Annotated in this window: 25 protein-coding genes; 22 read left to right on the top strand and 3 right to left on the bottom strand. The window is 68.1% G+C overall.

Features of this window, described 5'->3' with window-relative positions; all coding sequences use genetic code 11:
- Positions 1–36 precede the first annotated feature (36 nt).
- The 14 genes from FA740_RS05970 (at position 37) to cysE (ending at position 11,794) form a co-directional block, all read left to right on the top strand.
- Positions 37–1,200 (top strand): phage major capsid protein, encoded by a 1,164-nt coding sequence (locus FA740_RS05970; protein ID WP_136855863.1) that lies wholly within the window; start codon positions 37–39, stop codon positions 1,198–1,200.
- 189 nt (positions 1,201–1,389) lie between these two features.
- Positions 1,390–2,004, top strand: coding sequence for a head-tail connector protein (locus FA740_RS05965; protein WP_136855862.1), 615 nt, complete (start codon positions 1,390–1,392; stop codon positions 2,002–2,004).
- Entirely contained in the window at positions 2,004–2,342 is a 339-nt protein-coding gene (locus tag FA740_RS05960) for a head-tail adaptor protein (protein ID WP_136855861.1), read from the top strand. The genes FA740_RS05965 and FA740_RS05960 overlap by 1 nt, the downstream gene beginning before the upstream one ends.
- Complete coding sequence (locus FA740_RS05955) at positions 2,339–2,758, top strand: DUF3168 domain-containing protein (protein ID WP_136855860.1); 420 nt, start codon at positions 2,339–2,341, stop codon at positions 2,756–2,758. The genes FA740_RS05960 and FA740_RS05955 overlap by 4 nt, the downstream gene beginning before the upstream one ends.
- A gap of 12 nt (positions 2,759–2,770) precedes the next feature.
- Positions 2,771–3,184: a phage major tail protein, TP901-1 family gene (locus tag FA740_RS05950; protein WP_136855859.1), complete on the top strand. Its 414-nt coding sequence runs from the start codon at positions 2,771–2,773 to the stop codon at positions 3,182–3,184.
- Positions 3,184–3,498 (top strand): gene transfer agent family protein, encoded by a 315-nt coding sequence (locus tag FA740_RS05945; RefSeq protein ID WP_136855908.1) that lies wholly within the window; start codon positions 3,184–3,186, stop codon positions 3,496–3,498. The genes FA740_RS05950 and FA740_RS05945 overlap by 1 nt, the downstream gene beginning before the upstream one ends.
- Positions 3,495–3,749 (top strand): rcc01693 family protein, encoded by a 255-nt coding sequence (locus tag FA740_RS05940; protein WP_136855858.1) that lies wholly within the window; start codon positions 3,495–3,497, stop codon positions 3,747–3,749. Before FA740_RS05945 ends, FA740_RS05940 begins: the two co-directional genes overlap by 4 nt.
- A complete protein-coding gene (locus FA740_RS05935; protein WP_136855857.1) occupies positions 3,736–4,383 on the top strand; it encodes a phage tail tape measure protein in 648 nt (215 codons plus the stop codon). Before FA740_RS05940 ends, FA740_RS05935 begins: the two co-directional genes overlap by 14 nt.
- Positions 4,384–4,396: 13 nt before the next feature.
- Positions 4,397–5,029, top strand: coding sequence for a DUF2460 domain-containing protein (locus FA740_RS05930; protein WP_136855856.1), 633 nt, complete (start codon positions 4,397–4,399; stop codon positions 5,027–5,029).
- On the top strand, positions 5,026–5,862 hold the full coding sequence (locus FA740_RS05925) for a DUF2163 domain-containing protein (RefSeq protein WP_136855855.1): 837 nt from the start codon (positions 5,026–5,028) through the stop codon (positions 5,860–5,862). Before FA740_RS05930 ends, FA740_RS05925 begins: the two co-directional genes overlap by 4 nt.
- Positions 5,855–6,283 carry an NlpC/P60 family protein gene (locus tag FA740_RS05920; RefSeq protein ID WP_136855854.1) on the top strand — a complete coding sequence of 143 codons (429 nt, stop codon included), beginning with the start codon at positions 5,855–5,857 and terminating at the stop codon, positions 6,281–6,283. The genes FA740_RS05925 and FA740_RS05920 overlap by 8 nt, the downstream gene beginning before the upstream one ends.
- A gap of 24 nt (positions 6,284–6,307) precedes the next feature.
- Positions 6,308–10,189, top strand: coding sequence for a baseplate multidomain protein megatron (locus FA740_RS05915; RefSeq protein ID WP_136855853.1), 3,882 nt, complete (start codon positions 6,308–6,310; stop codon positions 10,187–10,189).
- Positions 10,179–10,889, top strand: a complete 711-nt coding sequence (locus FA740_RS05910) for a DUF2793 domain-containing protein (RefSeq protein ID WP_136855852.1) — start codon at positions 10,179–10,181, stop codon at positions 10,887–10,889. Before FA740_RS05915 ends, FA740_RS05910 begins: the two co-directional genes overlap by 11 nt.
- Positions 10,890–10,966: 77 nt before the next feature.
- On the top strand, positions 10,967–11,794 hold the full coding sequence (gene cysE / locus FA740_RS05905; RefSeq protein ID WP_136855851.1) for a serine O-acetyltransferase: 828 nt from the start codon (positions 10,967–10,969) through the stop codon (positions 11,792–11,794).
- Here the strand turns inward: cysE and FA740_RS05900 are convergent.
- Positions 11,791–12,849, bottom strand: a complete 1,059-nt coding sequence (locus tag FA740_RS05900) for a quinone-dependent dihydroorotate dehydrogenase (protein WP_136855850.1) — start codon at positions 12,847–12,849, stop codon at positions 11,791–11,793. The two genes, cysE and FA740_RS05900, sit on opposite strands and share 4 nt — an antisense overlap.
- Positions 12,846–13,181 carry a DUF952 domain-containing protein gene (locus FA740_RS05895; RefSeq protein ID WP_136855849.1) on the bottom strand — a complete coding sequence of 112 codons (336 nt, stop codon included), beginning with the start codon at positions 13,179–13,181 and terminating at the stop codon, positions 12,846–12,848. The genes FA740_RS05900 and FA740_RS05895 overlap by 4 nt, the downstream gene beginning before the upstream one ends.
- Positions 13,182–13,332: 151 nt before the next feature.
- Between FA740_RS05895 and FA740_RS05890 the strand changes: the two genes are divergently transcribed.
- The 3 genes from FA740_RS05890 (at position 13,333) to FA740_RS05880 (ending at position 17,004) form a co-directional block, all read left to right on the top strand.
- The gene (locus tag FA740_RS05890; RefSeq protein WP_136855848.1) at positions 13,333–14,934 is read left to right on the top strand and encodes a bifunctional metallophosphatase/5'-nucleotidase; all 1,602 of its coding nucleotides are present in this window, start codon (positions 13,333–13,335) and stop codon (positions 14,932–14,934) included.
- A 100-nt stretch (positions 14,935–15,034) separates the two neighbouring features.
- A complete protein-coding gene (locus tag FA740_RS05885) occupies positions 15,035–15,631 on the top strand; it encodes a nicotinate-nucleotide adenylyltransferase (RefSeq protein WP_136855847.1) in 597 nt (198 codons plus the stop codon).
- Complete coding sequence (locus FA740_RS05880; protein ID WP_136855846.1) at positions 15,628–17,004, top strand: D-alanyl-D-alanine carboxypeptidase; 1,377 nt, start codon at positions 15,628–15,630, stop codon at positions 17,002–17,004. Before FA740_RS05885 ends, FA740_RS05880 begins: the two co-directional genes overlap by 4 nt.
- Here the strand turns inward: FA740_RS05880 and FA740_RS05875 are convergent, their stop codons facing one another.
- The gene (locus FA740_RS05875; RefSeq protein WP_136855845.1) at positions 17,005–17,427 is read right to left on the bottom strand and encodes a tellurite resistance TerB family protein; all 423 of its coding nucleotides are present in this window, start codon (positions 17,425–17,427) and stop codon (positions 17,005–17,007) included.
- An 88-nt stretch (positions 17,428–17,515) separates the two neighbouring features.
- Between FA740_RS05875 and FA740_RS05870 the strand changes: the two genes are divergently transcribed.
- The 5 genes from FA740_RS05870 (at position 17,516) to FA740_RS05850 (ending at position 25,641) form a co-directional block, all read left to right on the top strand.
- A complete protein-coding gene (locus tag FA740_RS05870; RefSeq protein ID WP_136855844.1) occupies positions 17,516–19,102 on the top strand; it encodes a lysine--tRNA ligase in 1,587 nt (528 codons plus the stop codon).
- A gap of 150 nt (positions 19,103–19,252) precedes the next feature.
- Positions 19,253–21,547 (top strand): glycosyl hydrolase family 28-related protein, encoded by a 2,295-nt coding sequence (locus tag FA740_RS05865; RefSeq protein WP_136855843.1) that lies wholly within the window; start codon positions 19,253–19,255, stop codon positions 21,545–21,547.
- 66 nt (positions 21,548–21,613) lie between these two features.
- Complete coding sequence (locus FA740_RS05860) at positions 21,614–23,161, top strand: SulP family inorganic anion transporter (protein ID WP_169306228.1); 1,548 nt, start codon at positions 21,614–21,616, stop codon at positions 23,159–23,161.
- Between the two features lie 146 nt (positions 23,162–23,307).
- The gene (gene acs / locus FA740_RS05855) at positions 23,308–25,263 is read left to right on the top strand and encodes an acetate--CoA ligase (RefSeq protein ID WP_136855841.1); all 1,956 of its coding nucleotides are present in this window, start codon (positions 23,308–23,310) and stop codon (positions 25,261–25,263) included.
- 120 nt (positions 25,264–25,383) lie between these two features.
- Positions 25,384–25,641 carry a DUF4212 domain-containing protein gene (locus tag FA740_RS05850; protein ID WP_042244402.1) on the top strand — a complete coding sequence of 86 codons (258 nt, stop codon included), beginning with the start codon at positions 25,384–25,386 and terminating at the stop codon, positions 25,639–25,641.

The raw sequence follows: 25,641 nt of genomic DNA, 5'->3' as shown, positions 1-25,641 counted from the left end.
GGGGCGCGGCCCCGATCACCAAACGAGGAGACGACCATGACCGAGGTGAAGGCCGCGGGCGGGGGCGACATGCCCGCCGACCTGAAGGGAGCCATGATGGGGTTCGTGAACGAACTCAAGGGCTTTCGTGACGACATTCAGACCAAGCTCAACGCACAGGAACAGCGCATGACCATGATCGACCGCAAGACCGCCATCCGGGGCCGCGCGCCCCTGTCCGCCACGGCCGAGGTCGAGGTGCCCCATCAGAAGGCGTTCAACGCCTATCTGCGCCATGGCGACGACGACGGCCTGCGCGGCCTGGCGATCGAGGAGAAAGCCCTGTCGGTTGCCGGTGACGGCGGCTTTCTGGCCGCACCCCAGGTCGCGCAGACGGTGCAGAACTCGCTGTTCTCGACCACCTCGCTGCGCCGCCTGGCCAATGTGGTGACCATCGAGGGCAGCGTCTATGAGGTGCTGGTCGAGAAGGGCGAGATGGCATCGGGCTGGGCCACCGAGGCGGCCAGCGTCGAGACCGCGAATTCGCAGCTGGACCGCATCGCGATCCCCGTCCACGAGCTGTCGGCCATGCCCAAGGCCAGCCAGCGCCTGCTGGACGACGCCGCGTTCGATGTCGAGGGTTGGCTGGCCGAGCGGATCGCGGACCGCTTTTCGCGGGCCGAGGCATTCGCCTTTGTCCGCGGCGACGGCGTGGACAAGCCGCGCGGCTTTTTGTCCTATCCCACCGCTGCCGATGCGACCGCCACCGGCGCGCAGATCGGGTTCGTGAACACCGGCCTGTCGGGCAACTTCCCTGCGGCGGCGCCGATGGATTGCCTGATCGACCTGATCTATGCCCTGGGCGCACAGCATCGCGCGAACGCCTCGTTCATGATGAACTCCAAGACCGCCGCCCGCGTCCGCAAGATGAAGGACGCCGACGGCCGCTTCCTGTGGAGCGACGCGCTGACCGCGGGCCAGGTGCCCCAGCTGCTGGGCTATCCGGTGGTGATCAGCGAGGACATGCCGGACATCGCCGCGAACGCCTTTGCGGTGGCCTTCGGCGATTTCCGCGCGGCCTATACGATCGTCGAGCGTCCCGACCTGCGGGTGCTGCGCGATCCGTTCAGCGCCAAGCCGCATGTCCTGTTCTACGCCACCAAGCGTGTCGGCGGCGGGGTCACCGACTTCCGCGCCGTCAAGCTGCTGCGCTTCGCCTGATCTCCGCGGGGATCAGGTGAGGAAGGGGCGCGTCAGGTGCCGGGCATTCCGGTTTAGCAACTGTCCGCGCGCGCTGATGGCTGGCGCGGGGCGCGCCCTGATTCCGCAGGCTTGAAACGCAGGAGGGGCCCCGTTCGGGGGCCTCGCACCAGGTGGAACATGCGGACGGCACGACGGGAGGTTCGCAACATGATGCTGATAGAGGAAACGGCGCCTGCGGCAGAGGCGCTGCCGGTGGCCGCCCTGCGCGCGCATTTGCGTCTGGCCCAGGGGTTCGAAGGACCGGAGGACGCCGCAGAGACCGCGGCGCTGGCGGGCTTTCTGCGTGCCGCGATCGCCACGATCGAGGGCCGCACCGGCAAGGTGCTGCTGAAACGGCGGTTCCGGATGCAGCTGGACGACTGGCGCGACAGGTTGGGCCAGTCGCTGCCGCTGGCCCCGGTGCATTCGGTCGAACGCATCGAAATCGACGACGGCAACGGGATCGTCACAGCCCTGCCGGTCGAAGGGTGGCGGCTGGTGCCGGACGTACAGCGGCCGATGATCCTGCCCACGGGCGTGATCCTGCCGCATGTGCCGCGTCGGGGGTCGGTCACGGTGACCTTCCTGGCGGGGTTCGGCGATGGCTGGGCGCAGGTGCCCGCGGATCTGGCGCAGGCGGTGATCCTGCTGGCCGCGCGGTATTATGACGATCGCAGCCAGGACAGGGGCAGCCATGCGATGCCCTTTGGGGTCAGCGCGCTGATCGAGAAATGGCGCGCTGTCCGCACCTTGGCGGGGCGCGGCAACCGGGAGTGGCGCTGATGGCGGTTCCCGATCTGAGCACCCGTCTGGCATTGGAGACGCCGGATCGGGCAGCCGATGGGCTGGGCGGTTTCGCGGTGTCCTGGCGACGATTGGGGTGGCTTTACGCGCGGATGGATGCCCGGTCGGCACGCGAGACCGGCACCGGCGCGGGCATGATCAGCGTGGTGCAGTGGCGCATCACGGTGCGCGGCGCCCCCGTTGGCGACCCGCGCCGCCCGCGTCCGGGACAGCGGTTCCGCCATGGCCCGCGGCTGTTTGTAGTCGAGGCCGTCGCCGAGAGCGACGCCACGGGCCGGTTCCTGGACTGCTTTGCCCGCGAGGAGGATCTGACATGAGCTATGGGGCAGGGGTCGCCTTGCAGGCGGCGGTCTATCAGCGGCTGCGGGCCGATGCGGCGCTGGCCGATCTGGTGGGCGACGCGATCTTTGATGCGATGCCTGTGTCGGCGCCGAGCGGGATCTATGTCTCGCTTGGGCCCGAAGAGGTGCGAGAGGCGGGGGATGCCACCGCGCGGGGGACGCGACATGACTTCGTGATCTCGGTGATGGCGGGCAGCGACAGCGGCGCGGGGTTTGGCGCGGTCAAGGCCGCAGCCGCCGCCGTGTCCGACGCGCTGGAGGCGGGCGGCCTGGAGCTGTCGCGCGGGCGTCTGGCCGGGCTGTGGTTCCTGCGCGCATCCGCGCGCCGGATGAAAAGCGGCGCGGCGCGGCAGGTCGATCTGACCTTTCGTGCGCGCGTCGATCTGAACTGAGGAGACAGGATTATGGCAGTGCAAAGCGGACGTGATCTGCTGATCAAGATGGACATGACCGGCGACGGCGCGTTCGAGACCGTGGCGGGCCTGCGCGCGACGCGCCTGTCCTTCAACGCGGACAGCGTCGATGTGACCAGCCTGGACAGCACCGGCGGCTGGCGCGAATTGCTGGCGGGTGCCGGGGTGCGCAGCGCCTCCATCGCCGGGTCGGGCGTCTTTCGCGACATGGCGACCGACGGGCGGGCGCGCCAGGTGTTCTTTGACGGCGAGATTCCGCGCTGTCAGGTGATCATTCCCGATTTCGGCCGGGTCGAGGGGCCGTTCCAGATCACCGGTCTGGAATATGCGGGCAGCTATGATGGCGAGGCGACCTATGAGATGTCGCTCGCCTCGGCGGGCGCGCTGACCTTCGTGGCGCTGTGATGGTCAACCCGATGCGCGGCGAGGTCGCGCTGGTCCTGGACGGTCAGCCGCATGTCGCGCGGCTGACCCTGGCCGCGCTGGCCGAGCTGGAGACGGAGCTGCAGGCGGATGGTCTGACTGGGCTGGTCGCGCGCCTGGACGAGGGGCGCATCTCCAGCCGGGAGATCCTGGCGGTTCTGGTCGCGGGGCTGCGGGGCGGCGGCTGGACCGGTCAGGCGGGCGATCTGCTGGCGGTCCAGATCGAGGGCGGCCCGCTGGAGGCCGCGCGGATTGCCGCGCGGCTGCTGGCGCTGGCGTTCCGGGCACCGGCATGACCGGGGGGCAGGCGGGGCTGGACTGGGCCGGGCTGATGCGTGCCGGGCTGCAGGGGCTGCGGCTGCATCCCGACCAGTTCTGGGCGCTGACCCCGGCCGAGCTGGCGCTGATGCTGGGGATCGGCCCCGCCAGCCCCCGGATGGACCGTGAACGGCTGGCCGATCTGGCGGCCCGATATCCCGACGCGCCCGCAGCTGCGGACGCGTCCTTGGCAGAACCGACGGGGGAGCACCGAGATGACGACACGTGAGGGGGCTGGCGCGATCCTGGACCAGCTGGACGACGATCTGGGCCGCAATGCGCGCATGACCGGAGAGTTCCAGGCGGAGCTGGGCCGTCTGCGCCAGTCGATGATGTTCACCAGCCGCGAGGTTGGCACGCTGTCCTCGGGGCTGGAGCGAGGCTTGGGCCGGGCCATCGACGGGCTGGTCCTGGACGGCGGCAAGCTGTCCGATGCGCTGAAGTCCATTGGCCGGTCGCTGGCCGACACGGTCTATGGGATCGCGATGAAGCCGGTGGAGAATGCGCTGGCGGGCTCGATCGCGGGGGGCCTGGGCGGCATGCTGCTGGGTGGGGTGACTCCCTTTGCCAAGGGCGGGGCCTTTGCGGGCGGCCGTCCGATGGCAGGCGGTGTGGTCGACGGCCCGACGGGTTTCCCGATGCGCGGCGGGCCCGGCCTGATGGGCGAGGCGGGCCCCGAGGCGATCATGCCCCTGCGCCGCGGCCCCGACGGCAAGCTGGGCGTGGCCGCGGCCGGAGGCGGGGGCGCGGTCAACGTGACCTTCAACATCCAGACGCCGGATGTCGCCGGGTTCCAGCGCAGCCAGTCGCAGATCGCGGCCCAGATGTCGCGCGTTCTGGCGCGCGGCGACCGCAACAGCTGAAAGGAGGCATGCGATGGCCTTTCACGAGGTAAGATTTCCCACCACGCTGTCCTTCGGTGCCATCGGCGGCCCCGAGCGGCGCACCGAGATCGTGGCGCTGGCCAGCGGTTTCGAGGAGCGCAACACGCCCTGGGCCCATGCGCTGCGCCGTTTTGATGCCGGGATGGGGCTGCGGTCGCTGGACGACCTGTCGGCCGTGATCGCGTTCTTTGAGGCGCGGGCCGGGCAATTGCACGGGTTCCGCTGGAAGGACTGGTCGGACTTCAAGAGCTGCCTTCCCTCGGCCGCGCCCGCCTTTGGTGACCAGGTCATCGCCGTGGGCGACGGGCAGACGCGCATCTTTGCGCTGCGCAAGGCCTATCAGTCGGGGGCCACGGTCTATCACCGCCCGATCACCAAGCCGGTCGCAGGGTCCGTCCGGGCCGGGATCGGCGGGGACGAGGTCTTTCCCGACATCAACTACACGGTGGATCACGCGGCCGGGCGCATCATCTTCAACGAGGCACCCGAGGCGGGTGCGGATATCAGCGCGGGCTATGAGTTCGACGTGCCGGTGCGGTTCGACACCGACCGGATCGCGGTGTCCGTCGCGTCCTTTCAGGCGGGCCAAGTCCCCGATATTCCTGTGGTGGAGGTGCGGGTATGACCGTCACGACGACGCTGGCGCGCGCTTGGTCGATCCGCCGCGCCGACGGGTTGACCCTGGGATTTACCGACCACGACATGCGCCTGACCTTTGGTGGGGTCACCTTCCGCCCCGACCGGGGTCTGAGCGCGCGGGCGCTGGTGCAGGCGACCGGTCTGTCGGTCGACAATTCCGAGGCGGTCGGTGCCCTGAACGACGACGCGATCACCGAGCGCGACCTGATGGCGGGCCGGTGGGATGACGCGTCACTGCGCCTGTGGGAGGTGGATTGGACCGATGTCTCGGTCCGTCGGCTGGTGTTCCGCGGCTCTCTGGGCGAGGTATCGCGGGCGAATGGCGCATTCCGGGCCGAACTGCGCGGATTGTCCGAGGCGCTGAACGCGCCGCAGGGGCGGGTCTATCACCCGCGTTGCAGCGCGCGGTTGGGCGACGGGGCCTGCAAGGTCGATCTGGGCACCGAGACGCTGAGCGTTCAGCGCCAGGTGCAGGTCATGGAGGAGGGCCGGGTCTTTACCTTTGCGGCGTTTCCGGCCTTTGACGCCGCCTGGTTCGAGCATGGCCGCCTCGAGGTCCTGACCGGCCCGGCCCAGGGTCTGTCGGGCACCGTCAAGAACGACACGGCGCGCCCGGATGGTCGTCGGATCATCGAGCTGTGGTCCGCATTGGGCATTATGCCAATGCAGGGCGACCAGATCCGACTGACGGCGGGCTGCGACAAGGCGGCCGGAACGTGCCGGTTGAAATTCGCCAACTTCCTCAACTTCCGGGGCTTTCCGCATCTGCCGCCCGAGGATTGGCTGATGGCCCCGCAGGTGGGCGGGCGCCGTGTCTGAGGCGATCGTCGATGCCACGCGGCTGTGGCTGGGCACGCCCTATGTGCATCAGGCCAGCGTTCGCGGGTGCGGCGCGGATTGCCTGGGCTTGATCCGCGGCGTCTGGCGCGACCTCTATGGGGCCGAGCCGGAGACGCCCCCCGCCTATACCGCCGATTGGGCCGAATGCGGCCCGTCCGAAGTATTGATGCGCGCGGCGATGCGCCATCTGGCCGCCGTCGATCCGGCAGACCCCTGGCATCCCGGCCAGGTGCTGCTGTTTCGCATGCGGCAGGGCGCGATCGCCAAGCATCTGGGCATCCTGTCCCAGGCGGGCGAGGCGCCGCAGTTTCTGCATGCCTATACCTCTCATGGTGTCATCGAAAGCCCGCTGACGCCGCCGTGGCGGTCCCGGATCGTCGCGCGGTTCCGCTTTCCCTGACCAAATCGAACGAAGGAGGCCCTTATGGCCACGATTGTCCTGTCTGCCGTGGGTGCATCGCTTGGGGCGGGCTTTGGCGGCGCCGTGCTGGGCCTGTCAGGGGCCGTGCTGGGGCGCGCGGCCGGGGCCATGCTGGGCCGCGCGATCGATCAGCGCCTGCTGGGCGGGGGTGCCAAGGCGGTCGAGACCGGGCGCATCGACCGCCTGCGCATCCAGACCGCCGGAGAGGGCATGGCCATTCCCCGCATCTGGGGCCAGATGCGGGTGCCGGGCCATGTGATCTGGGCGTCCCCTCTGGAGGAGGTGACGCGCAGCGAGAGCGTGGGCGGCGGCAAGGGCGCGCCCTCGACCCAGGTCACGCAGATCAGCTATCGGCTGTCGGTCGCGCTGGCGCTGGCCGAGGGGCGCATCCTGTCGGTGGGGCGGGTCTGGGCCGATGGAGAGGAGATCGCGCAGCGCGATCTGAACATGCGCATCTATCGCGGGGGCGACGCGCAGATGCCCGATCCGGTGATCGCCGCGATCGAGGGGGATCAGGCGCCCGCCTATCGCGGCACCGCCTATGTCGTGCTGGAGAACCTGAGCCTGGAGCGGTGGGGCAACCGGATGCCTCAGCTGAGCTTCGAGGTGACCTGCCCGGCCCGTGACGGGAGCGGTCTGTCGCGCGACGTACGGGCGGTGGCGCTGATTCCCGGGACGGGGGAATATTCGCTGGCCACGACGGCGGTGACCGAGGGCGGCGACCTGGGCGAAAGCCGCAGCTTCAACACCAACACGCCCATGGGCGGCACAGATTTCCACGCGTCGCTGGACGTTCTGGGGCGCGAATTGCCGAATGTGGGGTCGGTGTCGCTGATCGTGTCGTGGTTCGGCAGCGATCTGCGCATCGGTCAGTGCAAGGTCGAGCCCAAGGTCGAGTTCAAGGAGGTCGACGGGTCCGAGATGCCGTGGCGCGCCGGGGGCGTCACACGCGGCCAGGCGGCCGAAGTGTCGCGCAAGGATGGCCGGCCGATCTATGGCGGCACGCCGTCGGACCGATCGGTTATCGAGGGGTTGCGGGCGCTGTCGGCCTCAGGGCGCAAGGCGATCTTTTATCCGTTCATCCTGATGGAGCAGCTGGCCGGCAATGGCCTGCCCGATCCGTATGGCGCGGCGGAGCAACCGGTCATGCCCTGGCGCGGTCGGATCACCACCAGCGTCGCGCCGGGCCGTCCGGGCACCACCGATGGCACGACGGCGGCCGTGTCTCAGGTGGCCACGTTCTTTGGCAGCGCGATGCCCGAGCATTTCACGCGCGATGGCGAGACCATCAGCTATTCCGGCCCGGCGGAATGGTCCTATCGCCGGTTCATCCTGCATTACGCGCATGTCTGCGCGGCGGCGGGGGGCATCGACGCGTTTCTGATCGGCTCGGAGATGGTCGCGATGACCCAGATCCGGGGGCCGAACAACAGCTATCCCGCGGTGGCGGCGCTGCGCCAACTGGCCGCCGATGTCCGCGCCATCCTGGGGCCCGAGGTCGAGATCGGCTATGCCAGCGACTGGTCCGAGTATTTCGGCCATCACCCCGGCAATGGGGAGCTGTTCTTTCACCTCGACCCGCTGTGGGCCGATCCGAACATCGATTTCATCGGTATCGACAACTACATGCCGCTGTCGGACTGGCGCGACGGAGACGATCACCTTGATGCGTCCTGGGGGCGCATCGACAACATCGACTATCTGAGGGCCAACGTGGCGGGCGGCGAGGGCTATGATTGGTACTATGCCAGCGACGCCGACCGCGATGCGCAGATCCGGACCCCGATCACCGACGGGTTCTATGACGAGGCCTGGGTCTGGCGCTACAAGGACCTGAAGGGGTGGTGGCAGAACCTGCATTACAACCGCCCCGGCGGCGTGCGGCAGGTGCAGGCAACGGCGTGGGTGCCGGGTTCAAAGCCCATCTGGTTCACGGAATTCGGCTGCGCGGCGCTGGACAAGGCCAGCAACCAGCCCAACAAGTTCCTGGACGCGATGTCGTCCGAGAGCATGCTGCCGCATTATTCCAACGGCACGCGGAACGATGCGATCCAGGCTGCCTATGTCGAGGCGACCATGGCGCATTGGCAGGACCCTGAGAACAACCCGGTCAATGCCGACGGCATGCGGATGCTGGACGTGGACCGTGCGCATGTCTGGTGCTGGGATGCGCGGCCCTATCCGGCGTTTCCGGGGCGGTCGGACCTGTGGTCCGATGGTCCGGCCTGGGATCGCGGCCACTGGTTGAACGGACGCGCCGGGGCGGTCACGCTGCGCGCGGTCGTGCGCGACATCTGCCGGGCGGCGGGGGTGACGGCGGTTGACGTGTCGCGCCTGTCTGGGGTCGTGCGCGGCTATGCGTTGCAGGGGTCGGAATCGGGGCGCGCGGCGCTGCAGCCGCTGATGTTGGCGCATTGCTTTGACGCGGTCGAGCGTGACGGCATGTTGCGCTTTGTCGCGCGGGACGGGCTGGTGCGGGCCGAGATCGGTCCCGACGATCTGGCCGTGGCCGGAGAGGTGCGCGGCTTTGAGGCGGTGCGCCAGGTCGAGGCCTCCAATGTCGGCCAGCTGCGTCTGAGCCATGTCGCGGCGGGCGGCGATTATGCGGTGGCCACGGCCGAGGCCAGCCTGACCGATGCCGGGCGCCGCGCCGTCTCTGAGAGTGAGTTCGCGATGGTGCTGACACGTCCCGAGGGTCGCGCCATTGCCGACCGCTGGATCGCCGAGGCCGAGGTCGCGCGTGATACGGCGCGGTTCGTGCTGCCGCCGTCGCGGGCCGATCTGGGGCCGGGCGATGTCGTCCTGTCGCGGGTGCCGGGGCAGGAGGCCCGCCGCTGGCGGATCGACCGCGTGGAGCGCGCGGGTGCCATCACCGTGGATGCAGTGCGGGTCGATGCGGGCCTCTATGCCCCGCGTCTGAGCCATGAGGATCAGGGCGGCATCGGGCGGTATCTGCCGCCGATGCCGGTCTTTCCGGTCTTCATGGACCTGCCGCTGCTGCGCGGTGACGAGGTGCCGCATGCGCCTTGGCTGGCGGTCGCGGCGCATCCGTGGCCGGGTTCCGTCGCAGCCTATGGGTCGGCCGAGGCCGAGGGCGGGTTCGAGCTGAACCTGATGCTGCAGCGTCGCTCGCTGATCGGACGGACGCTGACGCCGCTGATGCGCGCAAGGCCCGGCGTGATCGACCGTGGCGCACCGCTCAAGTTGCGGCTGATCACCGATCCGCTGCGCTCGGTGACGGAACGCGCCCTGCTGTCGGGGGCGAATGCGCTGGCCATCGGCGATGGCAGCATCGACCGGTGGGAGGTGATGCAATTCGCCCGCGCCGAACTGGTCGCCCCCAACGTGTGGGAGGTCAGCGGGCGCCTGCGCGGCCAGGCCGGGACGGATGGCATCATGCCAGATGTCTGGCCCATGGGCAGCCTGGTCGTGCTGCTGGACGGCGGGCCGCGGCAGGTGGATCTGCCGCCATCGTCGCGGGGCGCCGAGCGGTTCTGGCGGGTCGGTCCCGCGCTGCGGTCGCCGGATGATGCCAGCTATCGCAGCCGCGTGACGGTCGCGCCGGGCATCGGCCTGCGTCCTTATGCGCCCTGTCATCTGCGCATGAACGGGCGCGACATCACCTGGGTCCGGCGCAGCCGGATCGAGGGAGATGGCTGGGACGGCCCCGACATCCCCCTGGGAGAGGAGTCCGAGCGCTATCTGCTGCGGCTGGTCCAGGCCGGGCGTCTGGTGACCGAAGTCCAGACCGCGACGCCGTCCTGGACCATGCCGGACGCCATCCGGTCGCAGCTGCAGCCCGGCCCCGTCACGGTCGAGCTGGCCCAATTGTCGCAGACCTTCGGGCGCGGCCCCTTTGCAAGGAGAGACTTTGATGTCCAGTGAAACCACCCGCCTTCAGATGTCGCTGCTGCAGCCCGCTCAGGCGCAGAAGCACGTCACCGTCAACGAGGCGCTGATGCGGCTGGACGGCATGGTGAACCTGGTCCTGCAGAGCGTGTCGGAGGCCACGCCGCCCATCACCGTTCTGGACGGTCAGTGCTGGGGCGTGCCGGTCTCGCCCCAGGGTGCCTGGGTTGGACAGGCAGGGCGCATCGCGGTCGGCGCCAATGGCGGCTGGATCTTTCTGACGCCGACGCCGGGGATGCGCGCCCATGTGACCGATCGCGGGCTTGGGGCGATTCATGACGGCACCTCCTGGGCGGTCGGCGCGCTGAGCCTGGGGGTCGGCGGATCGGGTCTGATGGCTGGCATGGTCGAGGGCGAGGTGACCTTGGGCACGGGCAGCACGGCGACGACGACCATCTTCATCCCCGCGGGCGCATTGGTCATCGGCGCCGTGGGCCGGGTGACGGCGCCGCTGACCGGGGCGCTGACCGGCTGGCGTCTGGGGACGGCAGGGGCGCTGAACCGCTTTGGTCAGGGACTGGGCAAGCAGGAAGGCTCCTGGGCGCGGGGCCTGCTGGGCAGCCCGATGGCCTATTACGCCGCCGAGCCGTTGATCATCACCTCCGAAGGCGGCACATTCACCGGTGGCCGCATCAAGCTGGCGGTGCATTGGCTGGAGCTGCGCCTGCCGTCGTGATGATCGGGCCCGCCCGTCTTTTCCCGGAGGACATTCTGTCCTATGTAGGGGGTCTGACAGATCGGGCGGGCCCTTTGATGAACATGCAGCAGACCGACAAGATACCGTTGTCGCTGGATCGCGACGCCATCTGGGCGCAGCTTCGCGACGAGGGCCGTGCCGCCGCCGCTGCCGAGCCGCTGCTGGGCGCGCTGATCCATGCCGGTCTGCTGCATCACCAGAGCCTGGAGGCGGCGCTGGCCTATCGGCTGTCGCTGAAGCTGGCCTCGGGCGAGATGAGCGAGCAGATCCTGAGAGAGATCGCGGATCACGCCTATGCCCATGCCCCGCATCTGGGCGATGCGGCCCGGGCGGACCTGATGGCCGTCTATGACCGCGACCCGGCCACGCATCGGCTGATCCAGCCGCTATTGTTCTTCAAGGGGTTCCAGGCGCTGCAGGCCTATCGCATGGCGCATTGGCTGTGGGAGCAGAACCGCAAGGACCTGGCCTATTTCGTGCAGATGCGGTGCTCGGAATGCTTTGGCGTGGACATCCATCCGGCGGCGCGCATCGGCACGGGGGTGATGATCGACCACGCCCATTCCATCGTCATCGGAGAGACCGCGACCGTCGGCAACGACGTGTCCATGCTGCACTCCGTCACCTTGGGCGGCACGGGCAAGGAGGATGGCGACCGCCATCCCAAGATCGGCGACGGCGTCCTGATCGGGGCCGGGGCCAAGGTGCTGGGCAATATCCGCATCGGCCACCATTCCCGCATCGCGGCCGGCTCCGTGGTTCTGCACGAGGTCCCGTCCTGCAAGACCGTCGCGGGGGTTCCGGCGCGCGTGATCGGGGATGCGGGTTGTCCTGAGCCGTCACACAGCATGAACCAGCTGCTGGGGTTCGAGGATTATCGTTAAAGCCAGTCGCCCGTACCGCTGCCGGTCAATTCCGGCAGGGTGATGCGCTCATCGGCCAGTCGTTGGTCGAGGGCCCGCGCAAGGCGCGGTGCCAGCGACAGGCCCTGATAAATCATCGCGGAATAGACCTGCACCGCCGTCGCACCGGCCCGCAATTTCTGCCACACATCCTCGGGCGCCGAGATGCCCCCCACCCCGATCAGGGGGATCGCGCCGCCTGTCTGGCGATGCAGCAAGGCCAGCACGCGGGTCGAGCGGTTGAACAGCGGCCGCCCCGACAGGCCGCCCGCCTGCGCGGCATGAGGGCCGGTGATACCGTCCCGCGACAGGGTCGTGTTGGTGGCGATGATCCCGTCCAATCCCGCATTCAGGGCGACCGCGGCGACCTGCGCGATCTCGGCGTCGGTCAGGTCCGGCGCGATCTTGACGAAGACCGGAACGCGGCGTGGCAGCGCATCGCGCGCCCGCAGCACCCGGTCCAGCAGCGCGGCCAGCGCATCCGCCCCCTGCAGGTCGCGCAGCCGCTCGGTATTGGGCGATGAGACGTTCACCGTCACGAAATCGGCCGATTGTCCCGCGACGCGCAGCACCTGGGCGAAATCCTCGGCCCGGTCCTCGCTGTCCTTGTTCGCGCCCAGGTTCAGGCCTACGGGGACGCCTGCGGGCCGATCCGCCAGCCTGCGGCCGACCACTGCTGCCCCCTCGTTGTTAAAGCCGAAGCGGTTGATGATCGCCTGCTGTTCGGTCAGCCGAAACAGGCGCGGCTTGGGGTTGCCGGGCTGCGCGCGGGGCGTGGCCGCACCGATCTCCAGAAAGCCGAAACCGGACCGCATCAGCGGCGCGATCACGCGCCCGTTCTTGTCATAGCCCGCCGCCAAGCCGATCGGGTTGGGCAGCACCACCCCCGCCAGCCGCACGCTCAGCCGATCGGACGTGACCGGCCCGCCATGCAGCGACACCAGCCCCCGTTCCAGCGCCCTGATCGACAGATCATGCGCGCGTTCCGGATCCAGGCGGTGCAACGCAGCCAATCCCAGCCTTTCGATCACGCTCATTCCAGCACTCCGAGGTCATGGCCGGTTTCGGTCAAGGGCAGCGGGCGCGACCAGGCGATGTCGTCCAGCGTCAGCGCCCGATAGAGATGCGGGAACAGCGCGCCACCGCGCGACGGCTCCCACCGCAGGGCGGGGGCCAGTCTATCGGCGTCGCAGGCCAGCAGGATCAGGCCGTCCTCCCCCCCGAAATGACGCGACAGGGTGACCGCCAACTGCTGGGCGGTCGAGAAATGGATGTAGCCATCGGCCAGATCGACGGGCGCGCCGTGGGTGCGGCCGTCCTGCTGCATCTGGGCCCATTCGGCCTGTCGGAACACCTTGTAGATCTGCATGCGCGCATTTGCCGTGTTCGGGTGCATCCGGTCAAGGCGTCATCGTTCCGCAGCGTTCCTCTGCCATGATCGGGCCCGGATGATTTGACCCGGTGACATGGCTGCGCCAAGCTGGTCGGGTTGACCAACAGGGCCACATAGGGAATCAGGCATGACCAGACGCCTTCTTGCCGCCGCTTCTGCCATCGCGATGTTCGCTGGAACCGCGCAGGCCGAGACCGTGCTGCACATCCTTCACACCAACGACGTCCACAGCCGGATCGAACCGATCAGCGACCGCGACAGCACCTGCGACGCAGAGCAGATCGCGGCGGGCGAGTGTTTCGGCGGAATGGCGCGGATCGCCCACAAGATCAACGAATTGCGCGACCAGATCACCGCCGAGGGCGGCAATGTCATCGTCCTGGATGCGGGTGATCAGTATCAGGGGTCGCTGTTCTACACGACCTACAAGGGCGCCGATGTCGTCGAGTTCATGAATGCCATCGGCTATGACGCCATGGCTGTGGGCAATCACGAATTCGATGACGGACCCGAGGGGCTGGCCGTGCTGGCGGACGGGGTCGATTTCCCGGTCCTCTCCAGCAATATCGACGTGTCGCAGTCGAACGTTCTGGCCGACAAGATCGGCAAGCACACCGTGATCGAGCTGGGCGACCAGCGCATCGGCATCGTCTCTGCGCTGGCGATGGACACGCCGGAAACCGCCTCGCCCGGCCCGAACGTGATCTTTCAGGACGACGCCGACAGCCTGGCCGCCGCCGCCGCCGAGCTGGCCGATCAGGGCGTCGACAAGGTCATCGCGCTGACCCATGTCGGCTATCTGCGCGATCTGGAACTGGCGGCCGAGGTGCCGGGCATCGACGCGGTCATCGGCGGTCATTCCCACACCCTGCTGGGTGACATGGAGGGGGCTGCGGCCGCCTATCCGACGATGGTGGACGGGCCGGACGGGGCGCAGGTGCCGGTCGCGCAGGTCTATGCCTATGGCAAGTATCTGGGCCATCTGACGCTGACCTTCGACGATGCCGGCGTGCTGACCTCGGTCGAGGGGCAGCCGATCCTGCTGGATGCCTCGGTCCCCGAGGATGAGGCCATCGCCGCCCGCGTGGCCGAGATGGCCGCCCCCATCGCCGACATGCGCAACGAGGTCGTGGCCAGCACCGCCGCTCCGATCAACGGCGACCGCGACGTCTGCCGCGCCCAGGAATGCGAGATGGGCAACCTGGTCGCCGATGCCATGCTGGCCCGCGTGGCCGATCAGGGCGTGACCATCGCCATCCAGAACGGCGGCGGCCTGCGCGCCTCGATCGACGCGGGCGAGGTCACCATGGGCGAGGTCTATACCGTCCTGCCGTTCCAGAACGTGCTGGCCACGTTCCAGCTGACCGGGGCCGACGTGATCGCGGCGCTGGAGAATGGCGCCAGCCAGTATGAGGAGGTCGCGGGCCGCTTTGCCCAGGTCGCCGGGCTGAAATACACCGTCGATCCGGCGGCGGAATCCGGCGCCCGCATCAGCGACGTGATGGTCCAGCAGGACGGCGAATGGGTGCCCATCGACGAGACCGCGACCTATGGCGTGGCCACCAACAACTACATGCGCGGAGGCGGCGACGGCTATCAGGTCTTTGCCGCAAACGGCCAGAATGCCTATGATTTTGGCCCCGACCTGGCCGAGGTCGTCGCCGACTATCTGTCGGCGCAGGAGGGTGGCTATACCCCCTATACGGATGGCCGCATCACCATCCGGTGACACGGCCGCGATGCCGGGCCGCGCGCCCGGCATCGCGATCCGACCCATTTTCCCCATTCCCTTGCTTGGCCTGCGCGCCGGGTTGCGCTAATCGGACCGGATGCGGACGGGCTTTCCCCTCGCGCGGCCTGGGCAGCGCATCGGCATTCTGGGCGGGTCCTTCGATCCGGCCCATGACGGCCATCTGCTGATCAGCCGCGTCGCGTTGCGCCGTCTGGACCTGGACCGGGTCTGGTGGCTGGTCTCTCCGGGCAATCCGCTGAAAACGCGCGGCCCTGCGCCCTTGGACGGGCGGTTGGCGGCGGCGCGCGCCATGCTGCACGATCCGCGCATCATCGCCACCGACATCGAGGCGCGGCTTGGCCTGCGCAAGACCGCCGACACGCTGGCGGCGCTGGCCCCGTTGTATCCCGGCGTTCGGTTCGTCTGGCTGATGGGGTCGGACAACATGGTCCAGTTCCACCACTGGGACCGCTGGCGCCAGATCGCGGATCAGGTGCCGCTGGCGGTGATGGCGCGGCCGGGATCGCGGCTGGCGGCACGCCAGTCGGTTGCGGCCACCGTGCTGCGCGACGCACGCCTACCTGAGGGTCGCGCCCCTCTGCTGGCCGGGATGCCCGCGCCGGCCTGGGTGCTGCTGAACCTGCCGATGTCCGGCCTGTCCTCCACCCGGTTGAGAGAGGGGGCCGCCCCATGACCCTCCACCGCCGCCGATTTCTGGCGCTGCTGGGGGCCGCGCTGGCCCCGCTGCCCCTGTCCGCGCAGGGGTTGGACCTGCGCCCGCTTGCGCGTCCCGTGCCTGACCCGCGGTCCATCGTGGCGCGTGCAGCACTGCCCGGTCGCGTGGCCTATGCGCTGTCTGACGGGCGCGAGGCCCTGGCCCTTGGGCAGGCCGCCGCCCCCCTGGCGCCCGCCAGCACGATGAAGGCGATCACCGCCGCCTATGCGCTGGACCGGCTTGGGCCCACGCACCGGTTCCGCACGCGGATCATCCGTGACGGCGACATGCTGATCCTGGCGGGCGGGGGCGATCCGGTGCTGGCCACCGACGATCTGGCGCGGCTGGCCGATGATCTGGCCGGGCTGGGCCTGCCCGCGCCCGCGCGCTTTGGCATCTGGGGCGGCGCGCTGCCTGCCATTCCCGAAATCGCCCCCGAACAGGCCGATCATCTGCCCTACAACCCCTCGGTCTCGGGGATGATGCTGAACTTCAACCGGGTCCATCTGGGCTGGACACGCGTCGGGGTCGAGCATCAGATGAGCGTCGAGGCCCGCGGCACCTCCCTGTCGCCGCGCGCCTATACGGTGACGGCCATGCCCGGCGATCACCCCGACCTGTTCCGCTATCGCCAGGATCTGGAGCGGGAATACTGGACCGTGTCGCGCGCCGCGATGGGCCGGACCGGCAGCCGCTGGTTGCCCGTGCGCCTGCCGGAGCTGTATGCCGCCGACGTGTTCCAGACCCTGTGCCGGGCGCGCGGGCTGGTCCTGCCGTCGCCCGAGGTGCTGGACCGCCTGCCCGAGGGGCCGGTGCTGGCCCATCACGACAGCCCGCCGCTGCAGATGCTGCTGCGCGACATGCTGCGCTATTCCACCAACCTGACGGCCGAGGCGATCGGCCTGTATGCCAGCGGTGCGGCCGATCTGGTCGGATCGGGCGAGGCGATGCGGGTCTGGCTGGGCGATGCGGGGCAGGGGGTGCGGCTGGCCGATCATTCGGGCCTGTCGGGTGACAGCCGCATCAGCCCCTGGGCGATGACGCGCATCCTGTCCGGGCCGGGGCGCGACCTGGACCTGGCGGGCCTGATGCGCGACCAGCCGCTGTCCGATGCCCCGGACGCGCCGCGCATCGCGGCCAAGACGGGGACGCTGAACTTCGTGTCGAACCTGGCGGGCTATGTCACCGCGCCGTCGGGGGCGCAGGGGGTCTTTGCGATCTTCTGCACCGATCCCGCCCGCCGCCAGGCCGCCATCGGGCAAGAGCTGCCCGCAGGCGTCAGCACCTGGACCGCGCGGGCCAAGGCGGTGCAGGCCGACCTGCTGGGCAGCTTTGCCGCCCGGCTGGCCTGATCAGACGGTCATGTGTCGCACGCGGGCCGACAGCTCGATCGCGGCGGCATGCAGGCGGCTGATGTTCAGCTGGTCGCGGATCTCGGCCAGCATCACGACCTCGCCCTCGTAGAGGCGGCCATCGGCGGCGCCCACGTCGCAGGCCAGCGCATAGGCGGTCTCGTACAGCTTTTCGGGCAAAGCGTCGCGGATCAGGCCGAACAGCGCGTCGATGCCGTCCTCCTCATCGAACAACGTCATCACGGTCTGGCTGATCGCGCGGATGCGGTCGTCGTCATAGGCCGCAAAGACCGGCGCATGATCGACCATGCGCTGGATCGCGACCAGCTCGGAGGTGCGGATCGTGCTGTCCGACGCGGACACGGCCACCATCACCGCGACCAGCGCGTCGCAGGGGGACAGGGAAGGCAGGTCGATGGTCATGGGGGTCTCCGCTTCGTTCGGGTGCAAATTATTGACGATCGGTGGCGCTTTCAATAAGCGTTCCGGACCCATGACAGGAGATCCGCCCATGACCACCCTGCGCGAAGCCGCGATGACCTCGAAGGCCTGGCCGTTCGAAGAGGCGCGCCGGGTGCTCAAGCGGTACGAGAAACAGCCCCCTGAAAAGGGCTATGTCCTGTTCGAGACGGGCTATGGCCCCTCGGGGCTGCCCCATATCGGCACCTTCGGAGAGGTCGCGCGCACCACGATGATCCGCCGCGCCTTTCAGGAGATCAGCGACATTCCGACCCGTCTGATCTGTTTCAGCGATGATCTGGACGGCATGCGCAAGGTCCCCGAGAACGTCCCGGATCAGGAGATGCTCAAGCAGCATCTGCAGCTGCCGCTGACTGCGGTGCCCGACCCGTTCGGCGAATATGACAGCTTTGGCGATCACAACAACGCCATGCTGCGCCGCTTTCTGGACACGTTCGGGTTTGACTACGAATTCGTCAGCGCGACGGAGTTCTACAAGTCGGGCCAGTTCGATGCCGTGCTGCTGCGCGCCGCCGAGCGCTATGACGACATCATGGCCGTGATGCTGGCCAGCCTGCGCGAGGAGCGTCAGCAGACCTATTCCTGCTTCCTGCCGATCAGCCCCAAGACCGGGCGCGTGCTGTACGTGCCGATCAAGCATGTCGACGCCAAGGCCGGGACCATCACCTTTGACGAGGACGGCGAGGAGATCACCCTGCCGGTCACCGGCGGCAACGTGAAGCTGCAGTGGAAGCCCGATTTCGGCGCCCGTTGGGCCGCGCTGGACGTGGATTTCGAGATGTATGGCAAGGATCACAGCACCAACACCCCCATCTATGACGGCATCTGTGAGATCCTGGGCGGGCGCCAGCCCGAGCATTTCACCTATGAGTTGTTCCTGGATCAGGACGGCCAGAAGATCAGCAAGTCCAAGGGCAACGGCCTGTCGATCGACGACTGGCTGAAATACGCCTCGACCGAGAGCCTGTCCTATTTCATGTATCTCAAGCCCAAGACGGCCAAGCGGATGCATCTGGACGTGATCCCCAAGGCGGTGGACGAATACCACCAGCAGCTGCGCGCCTATCCCGACCAGACGCCTGAGCAGAAGCTGGCGAACCCGGTCTGGCACATCCATGGCGGCGACGTGCCCGCATCCGACATGGCGATCCCGTTCCAGATGCTGCTGAACCTGGCGTCCGTCGCGGGGGCCGCGGACAAGGAGGGGCTGTGGGGCTTCATCCGGCGCTATGCGCCCGATGCCAGCCCCGAGACGCATCCGGGTCTGGATCAGGCGGCGGGCTTTGCGCTGCGCTATTTCACCGACTTCGTGGCGCCCTCGCGCCAGTTCCGCGCCCCCACGGATGTCGAACGCGCGGCGATGCAGGACCTGGCCGACCGCCTCGCCGCATGGGACCAGCCCGCCGACCCCGAGACGCTGCAGTCGATGGTCTTTGCCGTCGGCAAGGAGCACGGGTTCGAGCCGCTGCGCGACTGGTTCGCGGCGCTGTATCAGGTGCTGCTGGGCGCCGATCAGGGTCCGCGCTTTGGCGGCTTCATCGCGCTTTACGGGGTCGATGAGACGCGCGGCCTGATCCTGGATGCGCTGGACGGCAAGCTGGTGTTCAACCAGGGCTAAGGTGCACCGGTGCGACCCGCGATGTTGCGGATCGCGCCGTTGCAGCGCGCGCTGTCTTCAGGCCCCGTTAACCTTTCATCAACTATTCCTTCGGACATCACGGCGGGTCATCGCAGGCCCGCCCGCCATGCCGTTACGGAGGGATAGCCGATGAACATTGCCATCACCAACGGGCTGCTGCTGATGCCACCCGCGTTCCGGGCGGGCCTGGGCGCCTGGTCGCGCAGCACCGGCGTGTCGGGCAGCCCGACCTGGGACCAGGCCGCCAATGCCGCCCTGGTGCCCGCCGACCAGGATTTCGGCGCCTGCCTGGAGATCGTCAAGCAGCAGACCACCACCAGCGTCCGCTTCATGGGCGAGACGCCGATGATCCCGGGCGTCTATCTGCGCGTGTCGGCGCGGGTCAAGGCGGTGGCGGGCGCGCTGGCGGGGGTGCAGATCGCGGGCTGGGCGGGCGACGGGTCGCGCAACGCGGTGACGGGGCTGATCACCGTGGGCCGCACCGTGTCCCTGCGCAACTATGGCGAGGTGGTCGAGGTCAGCGCCATTGTGGGGGTCGGCAACCGCGCGGGCGTGGACATGCCCTGGGGCACGCGTCCCGTCTATGGCCATTTCGGGCTGGATCTGGTGGGCGCGAATGGCGGTGCCTTCCGCATCGAATCGATCCGCATCGAGGATATCACCGCGGCCTTCGTGCCCTCGCTGCTGGACTGGGTCGATGTGCGCGATTTCGGGGCGGTGGGCAACGGTGTCACGAATGACCGTGCGGCCTTTCTGGCGGCGGATTCCGCGGCGGGCGGCGGGCAGATCGTCGTGCCGTCGGGCAATTTCTTCATCTCGGGCGATATCTCGATCAACAGCCGCATCCGGTTCAAGGGCCGCATCAGCACCCCCGCCGCGACCCGCGTGGTCTTTCTGCGCAGCTTTGATTTCCCGACCTATGCCGATGCCTTCGGGGACGAGACCCTGGGCATGAAGAAGGCGCTGCAGGCGCTGATGGGCTTTACCGACCACATCTCGCTGGACCTGTGCGGTCGCCGTGTCGACCTGGACGAGCCGCTGATCCTCGCCGACCTTGCCCCCACGCTGGAGGGGTTCTCGAACCGTCGGGTGATCCAGAACGGCTCGATCCAGGCCAAGCCGGGGCCTGCCTGGGAAACCGGCCGCACCACCAGCGTCGCGACCTATACCCCGAACCAACCCTTCCTGCTGAGCAACGTGGCCAATGTCGCCGCGATCGAGGTCGGCAGCCGCGTGAACGGCAACGGCGTCGGCCGCGAGGTCTATGTCAACAGCAAGAACGTGACCCAGGGCACCCTGACCCTGTCACAGCCCCTGTTCGGCGGGGCGGGCACGCGGACCTATAATTTCGAACGCTTCCGCTATCTGTTCGACTTTTCCGGGGTGCGAGAGCTTAGCCGCCTGAACTTCTCCAAGATCGATTTTGGCTGCGACCGCATCTCCAGCGCCGTCCTGCTGCCCCCGCAGGGCGAGATGTTCCAGTTCTCGGACTGCTACTTCACCCGGCCCAAGGATCGCGGCATCACCTCGATCGGGCGCGGCTGCCAGGATCTGCTGGTCGACAACTGCCAGTTCCTGTCCAACGACATGGACCTGCCCGCCCAGCAGCGCACCACCGTCGCGATCAACGTGAACGCCAACGACATCAAGATCCGCAACAACCGCTTTGTCCGGTTCGCGCATTTCCTGGTGGCCAATGGCGGCGGGCACATCATTACCGGCAACCACTGGTTCCAGGGCGACGGCTCGGGCGAGGGGCTGCGCTATGCGGGGCTGGTGCTGACGCAGCCCAACGTCCAGACCACCGTCACGGGCAATTACGTCGACAACGCGTCGATCGAATGGACGAACGAGCACAGCGCCTTTCCGAACTTCACCGGGTCAGAGTTCAGCTTTGGCGGCCTGACCCTGACGGGCAACACGTTCCTGTGTTCGAACACCGTGCCCTGGTTCACCTGGATCACGGTCAAGCCCTATGGCACCGGGCATTTCATCCAGGGTCTGAACGTCGTTGGCAACGTCTTCAAGGCGCTGTTCGGCAATATCGAGCGGATCGACCGGGTCGACACCTCGATTGCGGATCTGAACTATAACGGCATGCGCAACCTGCAGTTCGAGGCCAACACCTTCAACGGGGTCAACACCTATGTCGCGAACCCGCTGATGATCCAGATGACCCAGAACACCGCGGCGGCAACCTGGTCGTCACCCGATCTGACCGGTCTGCCGTTCCAGGGATGGGCGCGTTCGGTGCAGTCGGTGGTGACCGAGACCAACCTGCTGACCTCCAATGGCACGCGGCTGGATGCCAGCCCCGTGGTGCAGGTCGAGCAGGGCAACACAAAGCGCCAGATCCGCCTGAACTGGTCTCAGGGCGTGCGCGGACGGGTCTGCGTCTATGCCCGGATGGACCGCCCGCAATAGGCGGCGGTCATTGACAAGGGGCCGGGGCCGGGGGCAACCTCGGCCCCGGCCATGCAAGGATGTCCCATGGGCTATCGTCCTGCTTTTCTGGATGTTTCCATCGATCTCAGGGATCTGCAGGCGGGCCTGACCGTCGCCATCGTGGCCCTGCCGCTGTCCCTGGCCATCGCCATCGCCAGCGGGGTCGGCCCCGACCGGGGGTTGGTCACGGCCATCGTCGGCGGTTTTCTGGTCAGCGCCATGGGCGGCACCCGCCACCAGATCGGCGGGCCTGCAGGCGCCTTCATCGTGCTGGTCGCGGGCTGCGTGGCGGCCATCGGCGTGGACGGGCTGATCCTGGCCACGATGCTGTCGGGATTGATGCTGGCCGCCCTCGGCGTGCTGCGCCTTGGGGGCGTCATCCGGCTGGTGCCCTATCCGGTGATCGTGGGCTTTACGGCGGGCATCGCGGTGATCATCGCGGCCAGCCAGCTGCGCGACCTGCTGGGCCTGACCCCCGCCGCGCCCGAGCCGGGCCTGCTGATCCCCAAGCTGGCCGCGCTGTGGCAGGTCCGCGACACGCTGACCCCCGCCGCGGCGGCCATTGCGGCCCTGACCATCGCCGTCATCCTGGCCTGCCAGCGGTTCGCACCGCGCGTGCCCGCGATGCTGGTCGGCATCGTGGCCGCGACGCTGATGGCGCAGATCCTGCCCGCGCCCTCGGTCTTTGACCGGTTCGGGGCGCTGCCCTCAGGCCTGCCCATGCCGATCCTGCCGATGCCGGACTGGGCGGCGGTTCAGGCCGCGCTGCCCTTTGCGCTGGCCTTCACGCTGCTGGGGGCCATCGAATCGCTGCTGTCGGCGATGGTCGCCGACCAGATGTCGGGCAGCCGCATGCGCCCCGATGACGAGCTGATCGGCCAGGGCTTGGCCAATATCGGCGCGGGTCTGTTCGGCGGCTTCTGCACCACCGGCACCATCGCGCGCACCGCCACCAACGTGAAGGCCGGCAGCCGCGGCCCCGCATCGGGCATGATCCATGCGGGCCTGCTGCTGGGGTTCCTGATGCTGGCCGCGCCGCTGGTGGGCGCTATTCCCCTCGCCGGGCTGGCGGGCCTGCTGATGCTGGTCAGCTGGAAGATGATCGAATGGCACGCCATCGCCAGCCTGATCCGCATCGACCGGGCCGAGGCCGGGATCATGGCCGCGACCTTTCTGGGGGTGATCCTGCACGACCTGATCATGGGCATCCTGATCGGCATGGCGCTGACGGGGCTGCTGTTCATCGCGCGGATGGCGCATCAGGGCATGGCCCATCCGCCCGCCACGCTGCCCGCGGAGGACCCCGACCGCATGGTGATCCATCTGTCGGGGCCGGTCTTCTTCGGCTCGGTCGCGCGGATCGAGGGGGTTCTGGCGCGCATCAACGCGCAGCCCCGGCTGCTGGTGCTGGACATGGCGCAGGTGACCCTGATCGACCGCAGCGGCGCGCAGATGATCCGCGATCTGTCCGACCGGATGGGGCCGCGCGGCACGCGGGTTCTGGCGATGGGTGCGTCGCCCGCAGTGCGGGCCGCCCTGGCCGACAGCGTGGCCCTGGCCGAGCCTTGTGAAAGAATTTACAAAACCGACTAATCATCGGTCAACGTATTTACAAAATTTCCGTTTATAAAAAATGACTTAACAGAATTAAGGAAATGTGATTAACATACCCCCAAGGGCGGCCTGCATCCCATGGATGCGCATCTGGCCGCATCACTGCGACGACGAGGGGGGATCTCATGACCGCTGAAAACATTCGCAAACATCCCATTCCGGCAGGTCTGGAACAGGCGCATGCGGGGCCTGCGGACTATGTGCGGCTGTATGACGAATCGATGCGCGACCCCGAGGGCTTCTGGGCCCGCGAGGGCATGCGCCTGGACTGGCAGACGCCCTTCACCAAGGTGAAGAACACCGACTTCACCCTTGGCCAGGTCAGCATCAAGTGGTTCGAGGATGGCGTCCTGAACGCCAGCGTCAACTGCATCGACCGCCATCTGGCGACCCGCGCCGACCAGACCGCGATCATCTTCGAGCCCGACGACCCCGCGACCCCGGCCGAGCACATCACCTATGCCCAGCTGTCCGAGCGCGTGAACCGCATGGCCAACGTCCTGCTGGCGCAGGGCGTGATGCGCGGCGACCGGGTGGTTATCTATCTGCCGATGATCCCCGAGGCGGCCTATGCCATGCTGGCCTGCGCGCGGATCGGGGCGATCCACTCGATCGTCTTCGCAGGCTTTTCGCCCGATGCGCTGGCCAACCGCATCAACGATTGCGGCGCCAAGGTGGTCATCACCGCCGACAGCGCCCCCCGCGGCGGTCGCCGGACGGCGCTGAAATCGAACGCCGACGCGGCCCTGCTGCATTGTTCGGACAAGGTGCGCTGCCTGGTGGTCAAGCATACCGGCGACCAGACCACCTGGGTCGAGGGCCGCGACGTCGACGTCAAGGCGATGATGGCCGAGGTCGCGCCCGATTGCCCGCCGCGCCCCATGGGGGCCGAGGACCCGCTGTTCATCCTGTACACCTCGGGGTCCACCGGCAAGCCCAAGGGCGTGGTCCACACGACCGGCGGCTATCTGGTCTATGCCGCGATGACGCATCAATACACCTTCGACTATCAGGAGGGCGACGTCTTCTGGTGCACGGCGGATGTGGGCTGGGTCACGGGCCACAGCTATATCATCTATGGCCCGCTGGCGAATGGCGCCACCACGATCATGTTCGAGGGCGTGCCGACCTTTCCCGATGCCGGCCGCTTCTGGGAGGTCTGCGCCAAGCACAAGGTCAGCCAGTTCTATACCGCGCCGACCGCGATCCGCAGCCTCATGGCCAAGGGTCCGGAATGGGTCGAGAAACACGACCTGTCGTCCCTGCGCATTCTGGGCACCGTCGGAGAGCCGATCAACCCCGAGGCGTGGAACTGGTATAACGAGCATGTCGGCCAAGGCCGCTGCCCCATCGTCGACACCTGGTGGCAGACCGAGACCGGCGGCCACCTGATCACGCCGCTGCCCGGCGCGACCGAGACCAAGCCCGGATCGGCGACAGTCCCCTTCTTCGGGGTCAAGCCGGTGATCCTGGACGCGGCCACCGCCGAGATCCAGCAGGGTGACCCGGCCGAGGGCGTGCTGTGCATCGCGGACAGCTGGCCCGGCCAGATGCGCACCCTGTGGGGCGATCACGCCCGCTTTGAGGAGGCGTATTTCCAGCAGTATCCGGGATACTACTTCACCGGCGACGGCTGCCGTCGCGACGAGGACGGGTATTACTGGATCACCGGCCGCGTCGATGACGTCATCAACGTCAGCGGCCACCGCATGGGCACCGCCGAGGTCGAATCGGCGCTGGTCGCCCATGAAAAGGTCGCCGAGGCCGCGGTCGTGGGCTATCCGCACCCGATGAAGGGGCAGGGCATCTATGCCTATGTCACCCTGATGAACGGCGTCGACCCCACGGACGAGCTGCGCGCCGACCTGGAGAAATGGGTCCGCACCGAGATCGGCCCCATCGCCAAGCCGGACCTGATCCAGTGGGCGCCGGGCCTTCCCAAGACACGCTCGGGCAAGATCATGCGCCGCATCCTGCGCAAGATCGCCGAGAACGACCACGGCACCTTGGGCGACACCTCGACCCTGGCCGAGCCGGAGGTCGTGGACGATCTGATTGCCAACCGCATGAATCGCGGCTGACGACGGGCCGGGGGGCGTCCGCGTCCCCCGCAAGCCCGCCCGGACCCGCCGCCGGGGTCGGGCAGGAACAAGACAAGGGCGGAGTGACAGACATGTCTGAACAGGGAGGGACCTAGGGACATGAGTGACAGACAATCCTCGAATGCCTATTGGCAGGCCAATCTACGCATCATCTACATCTGCCTCGCGATTTGGGCGCTGGTGTCTTACGGCTTCGGCATCATTCTGAGGCCGCTGCTGTCGGGCATCTCGGTCGGTGGTACCGATCTGGGCTTCTGGTTCGCGCAGCAGGGGTCGATCCTGTGCTTTATCGCGCTGATCTTCTTCTACACCTGGCGCATGAACCGCCTGGACGCCGAACACGGCGTGGACGAGTGA

Origin of the sequence: Paracoccus hibiscisoli, from assembly GCF_005048265.1 — a bacterium.
GTDB classification, from domain to species: domain Bacteria; phylum Pseudomonadota; class Alphaproteobacteria; order Rhodobacterales; family Rhodobacteraceae; genus Paracoccus; species Paracoccus hibiscisoli.
The sequence above is the reverse complement of the archived record's forward strand: the minus strand, read 5'-3'. Positions and strand labels throughout refer to the sequence as shown.

Excerpts from the sequence above, each read along its gene's own strand:
- FA740_RS05960 (WP_136855861.1), top strand. The coding sequence starts at position 2,004 with ATGGCGGTTCCCGATCTGAGCACCCGTCTGGCATTGGAGACGCCGGAT.
- FA740_RS05885 (WP_136855847.1), top strand. The coding sequence starts at position 15,035 with ATGCGGACGGGCTTTCCCCTCGCGCGGCCTGGGCAGCGCATCGGCATT.
- FA740_RS05910 (WP_136855852.1), top strand. The coding sequence starts at position 10,179 with ATGTCCAGTGAAACCACCCGCCTTCAGATGTCGCTGCTGCAGCCCGCT.
- FA740_RS05895 (WP_136855849.1), bottom strand. The coding sequence starts at position 13,181 with ATGCAGATCTACAAGGTGTTCCGACAGGCCGAATGGGCCCAGATGCAG.
- FA740_RS05965 (WP_136855862.1), top strand. The coding sequence starts at position 1,390 with ATGATGCTGATAGAGGAAACGGCGCCTGCGGCAGAGGCGCTGCCGGTG.
- FA740_RS05900 (WP_136855850.1), bottom strand. The coding sequence starts at position 12,849 with ATGAGCGTGATCGAAAGGCTGGGATTGGCTGCGTTGCACCGCCTGGAT.
- acs (WP_136855841.1), top strand. The coding sequence starts at position 23,308 with ATGACCGCTGAAAACATTCGCAAACATCCCATTCCGGCAGGTCTGGAA.
- FA740_RS05970 (WP_136855863.1), top strand. The coding sequence starts at position 37 with ATGACCGAGGTGAAGGCCGCGGGCGGGGGCGACATGCCCGCCGACCTG.
- FA740_RS05850 (WP_042244402.1), top strand. The coding sequence starts at position 25,384 with ATGAGTGACAGACAATCCTCGAATGCCTATTGGCAGGCCAATCTACGC.
- FA740_RS05915 (WP_136855853.1), top strand. The coding sequence starts at position 6,308 with ATGGCCACGATTGTCCTGTCTGCCGTGGGTGCATCGCTTGGGGCGGGC.
- cysE (WP_136855851.1), top strand. The coding sequence starts at position 10,967 with ATGAACATGCAGCAGACCGACAAGATACCGTTGTCGCTGGATCGCGAC.
- FA740_RS05875 (WP_136855845.1), bottom strand. The coding sequence starts at position 17,427 with ATGACCATCGACCTGCCTTCCCTGTCCCCCTGCGACGCGCTGGTCGCG.
- FA740_RS05955 (WP_136855860.1), top strand. The coding sequence starts at position 2,339 with ATGAGCTATGGGGCAGGGGTCGCCTTGCAGGCGGCGGTCTATCAGCGG.
- FA740_RS05865 (WP_136855843.1), top strand. The coding sequence starts at position 19,253 with ATGAACATTGCCATCACCAACGGGCTGCTGCTGATGCCACCCGCGTTC.
- FA740_RS05890 (WP_136855848.1), top strand. The coding sequence starts at position 13,333 with ATGACCAGACGCCTTCTTGCCGCCGCTTCTGCCATCGCGATGTTCGCT.
- FA740_RS05870 (WP_136855844.1), top strand. The coding sequence starts at position 17,516 with ATGACCACCCTGCGCGAAGCCGCGATGACCTCGAAGGCCTGGCCGTTC.
- FA740_RS05935 (WP_136855857.1), top strand. The coding sequence starts at position 3,736 with ATGACGACACGTGAGGGGGCTGGCGCGATCCTGGACCAGCTGGACGAC.
- FA740_RS05940 (WP_136855858.1), top strand. The coding sequence starts at position 3,495 with ATGACCGGGGGGCAGGCGGGGCTGGACTGGGCCGGGCTGATGCGTGCC.
- FA740_RS05925 (WP_136855855.1), top strand. The coding sequence starts at position 5,026 with ATGACCGTCACGACGACGCTGGCGCGCGCTTGGTCGATCCGCCGCGCC.
- FA740_RS05860 (WP_169306228.1), top strand. The coding sequence starts at position 21,614 with ATGGGCTATCGTCCTGCTTTTCTGGATGTTTCCATCGATCTCAGGGAT.
- FA740_RS05930 (WP_136855856.1), top strand. The coding sequence starts at position 4,397 with ATGGCCTTTCACGAGGTAAGATTTCCCACCACGCTGTCCTTCGGTGCC.
- FA740_RS05880 (WP_136855846.1), top strand. The coding sequence starts at position 15,628 with ATGACCCTCCACCGCCGCCGATTTCTGGCGCTGCTGGGGGCCGCGCTG.
- FA740_RS05950 (WP_136855859.1), top strand. The coding sequence starts at position 2,771 with ATGGCAGTGCAAAGCGGACGTGATCTGCTGATCAAGATGGACATGACC.
- FA740_RS05945 (WP_136855908.1), top strand. The coding sequence starts at position 3,184 with ATGGTCAACCCGATGCGCGGCGAGGTCGCGCTGGTCCTGGACGGTCAG.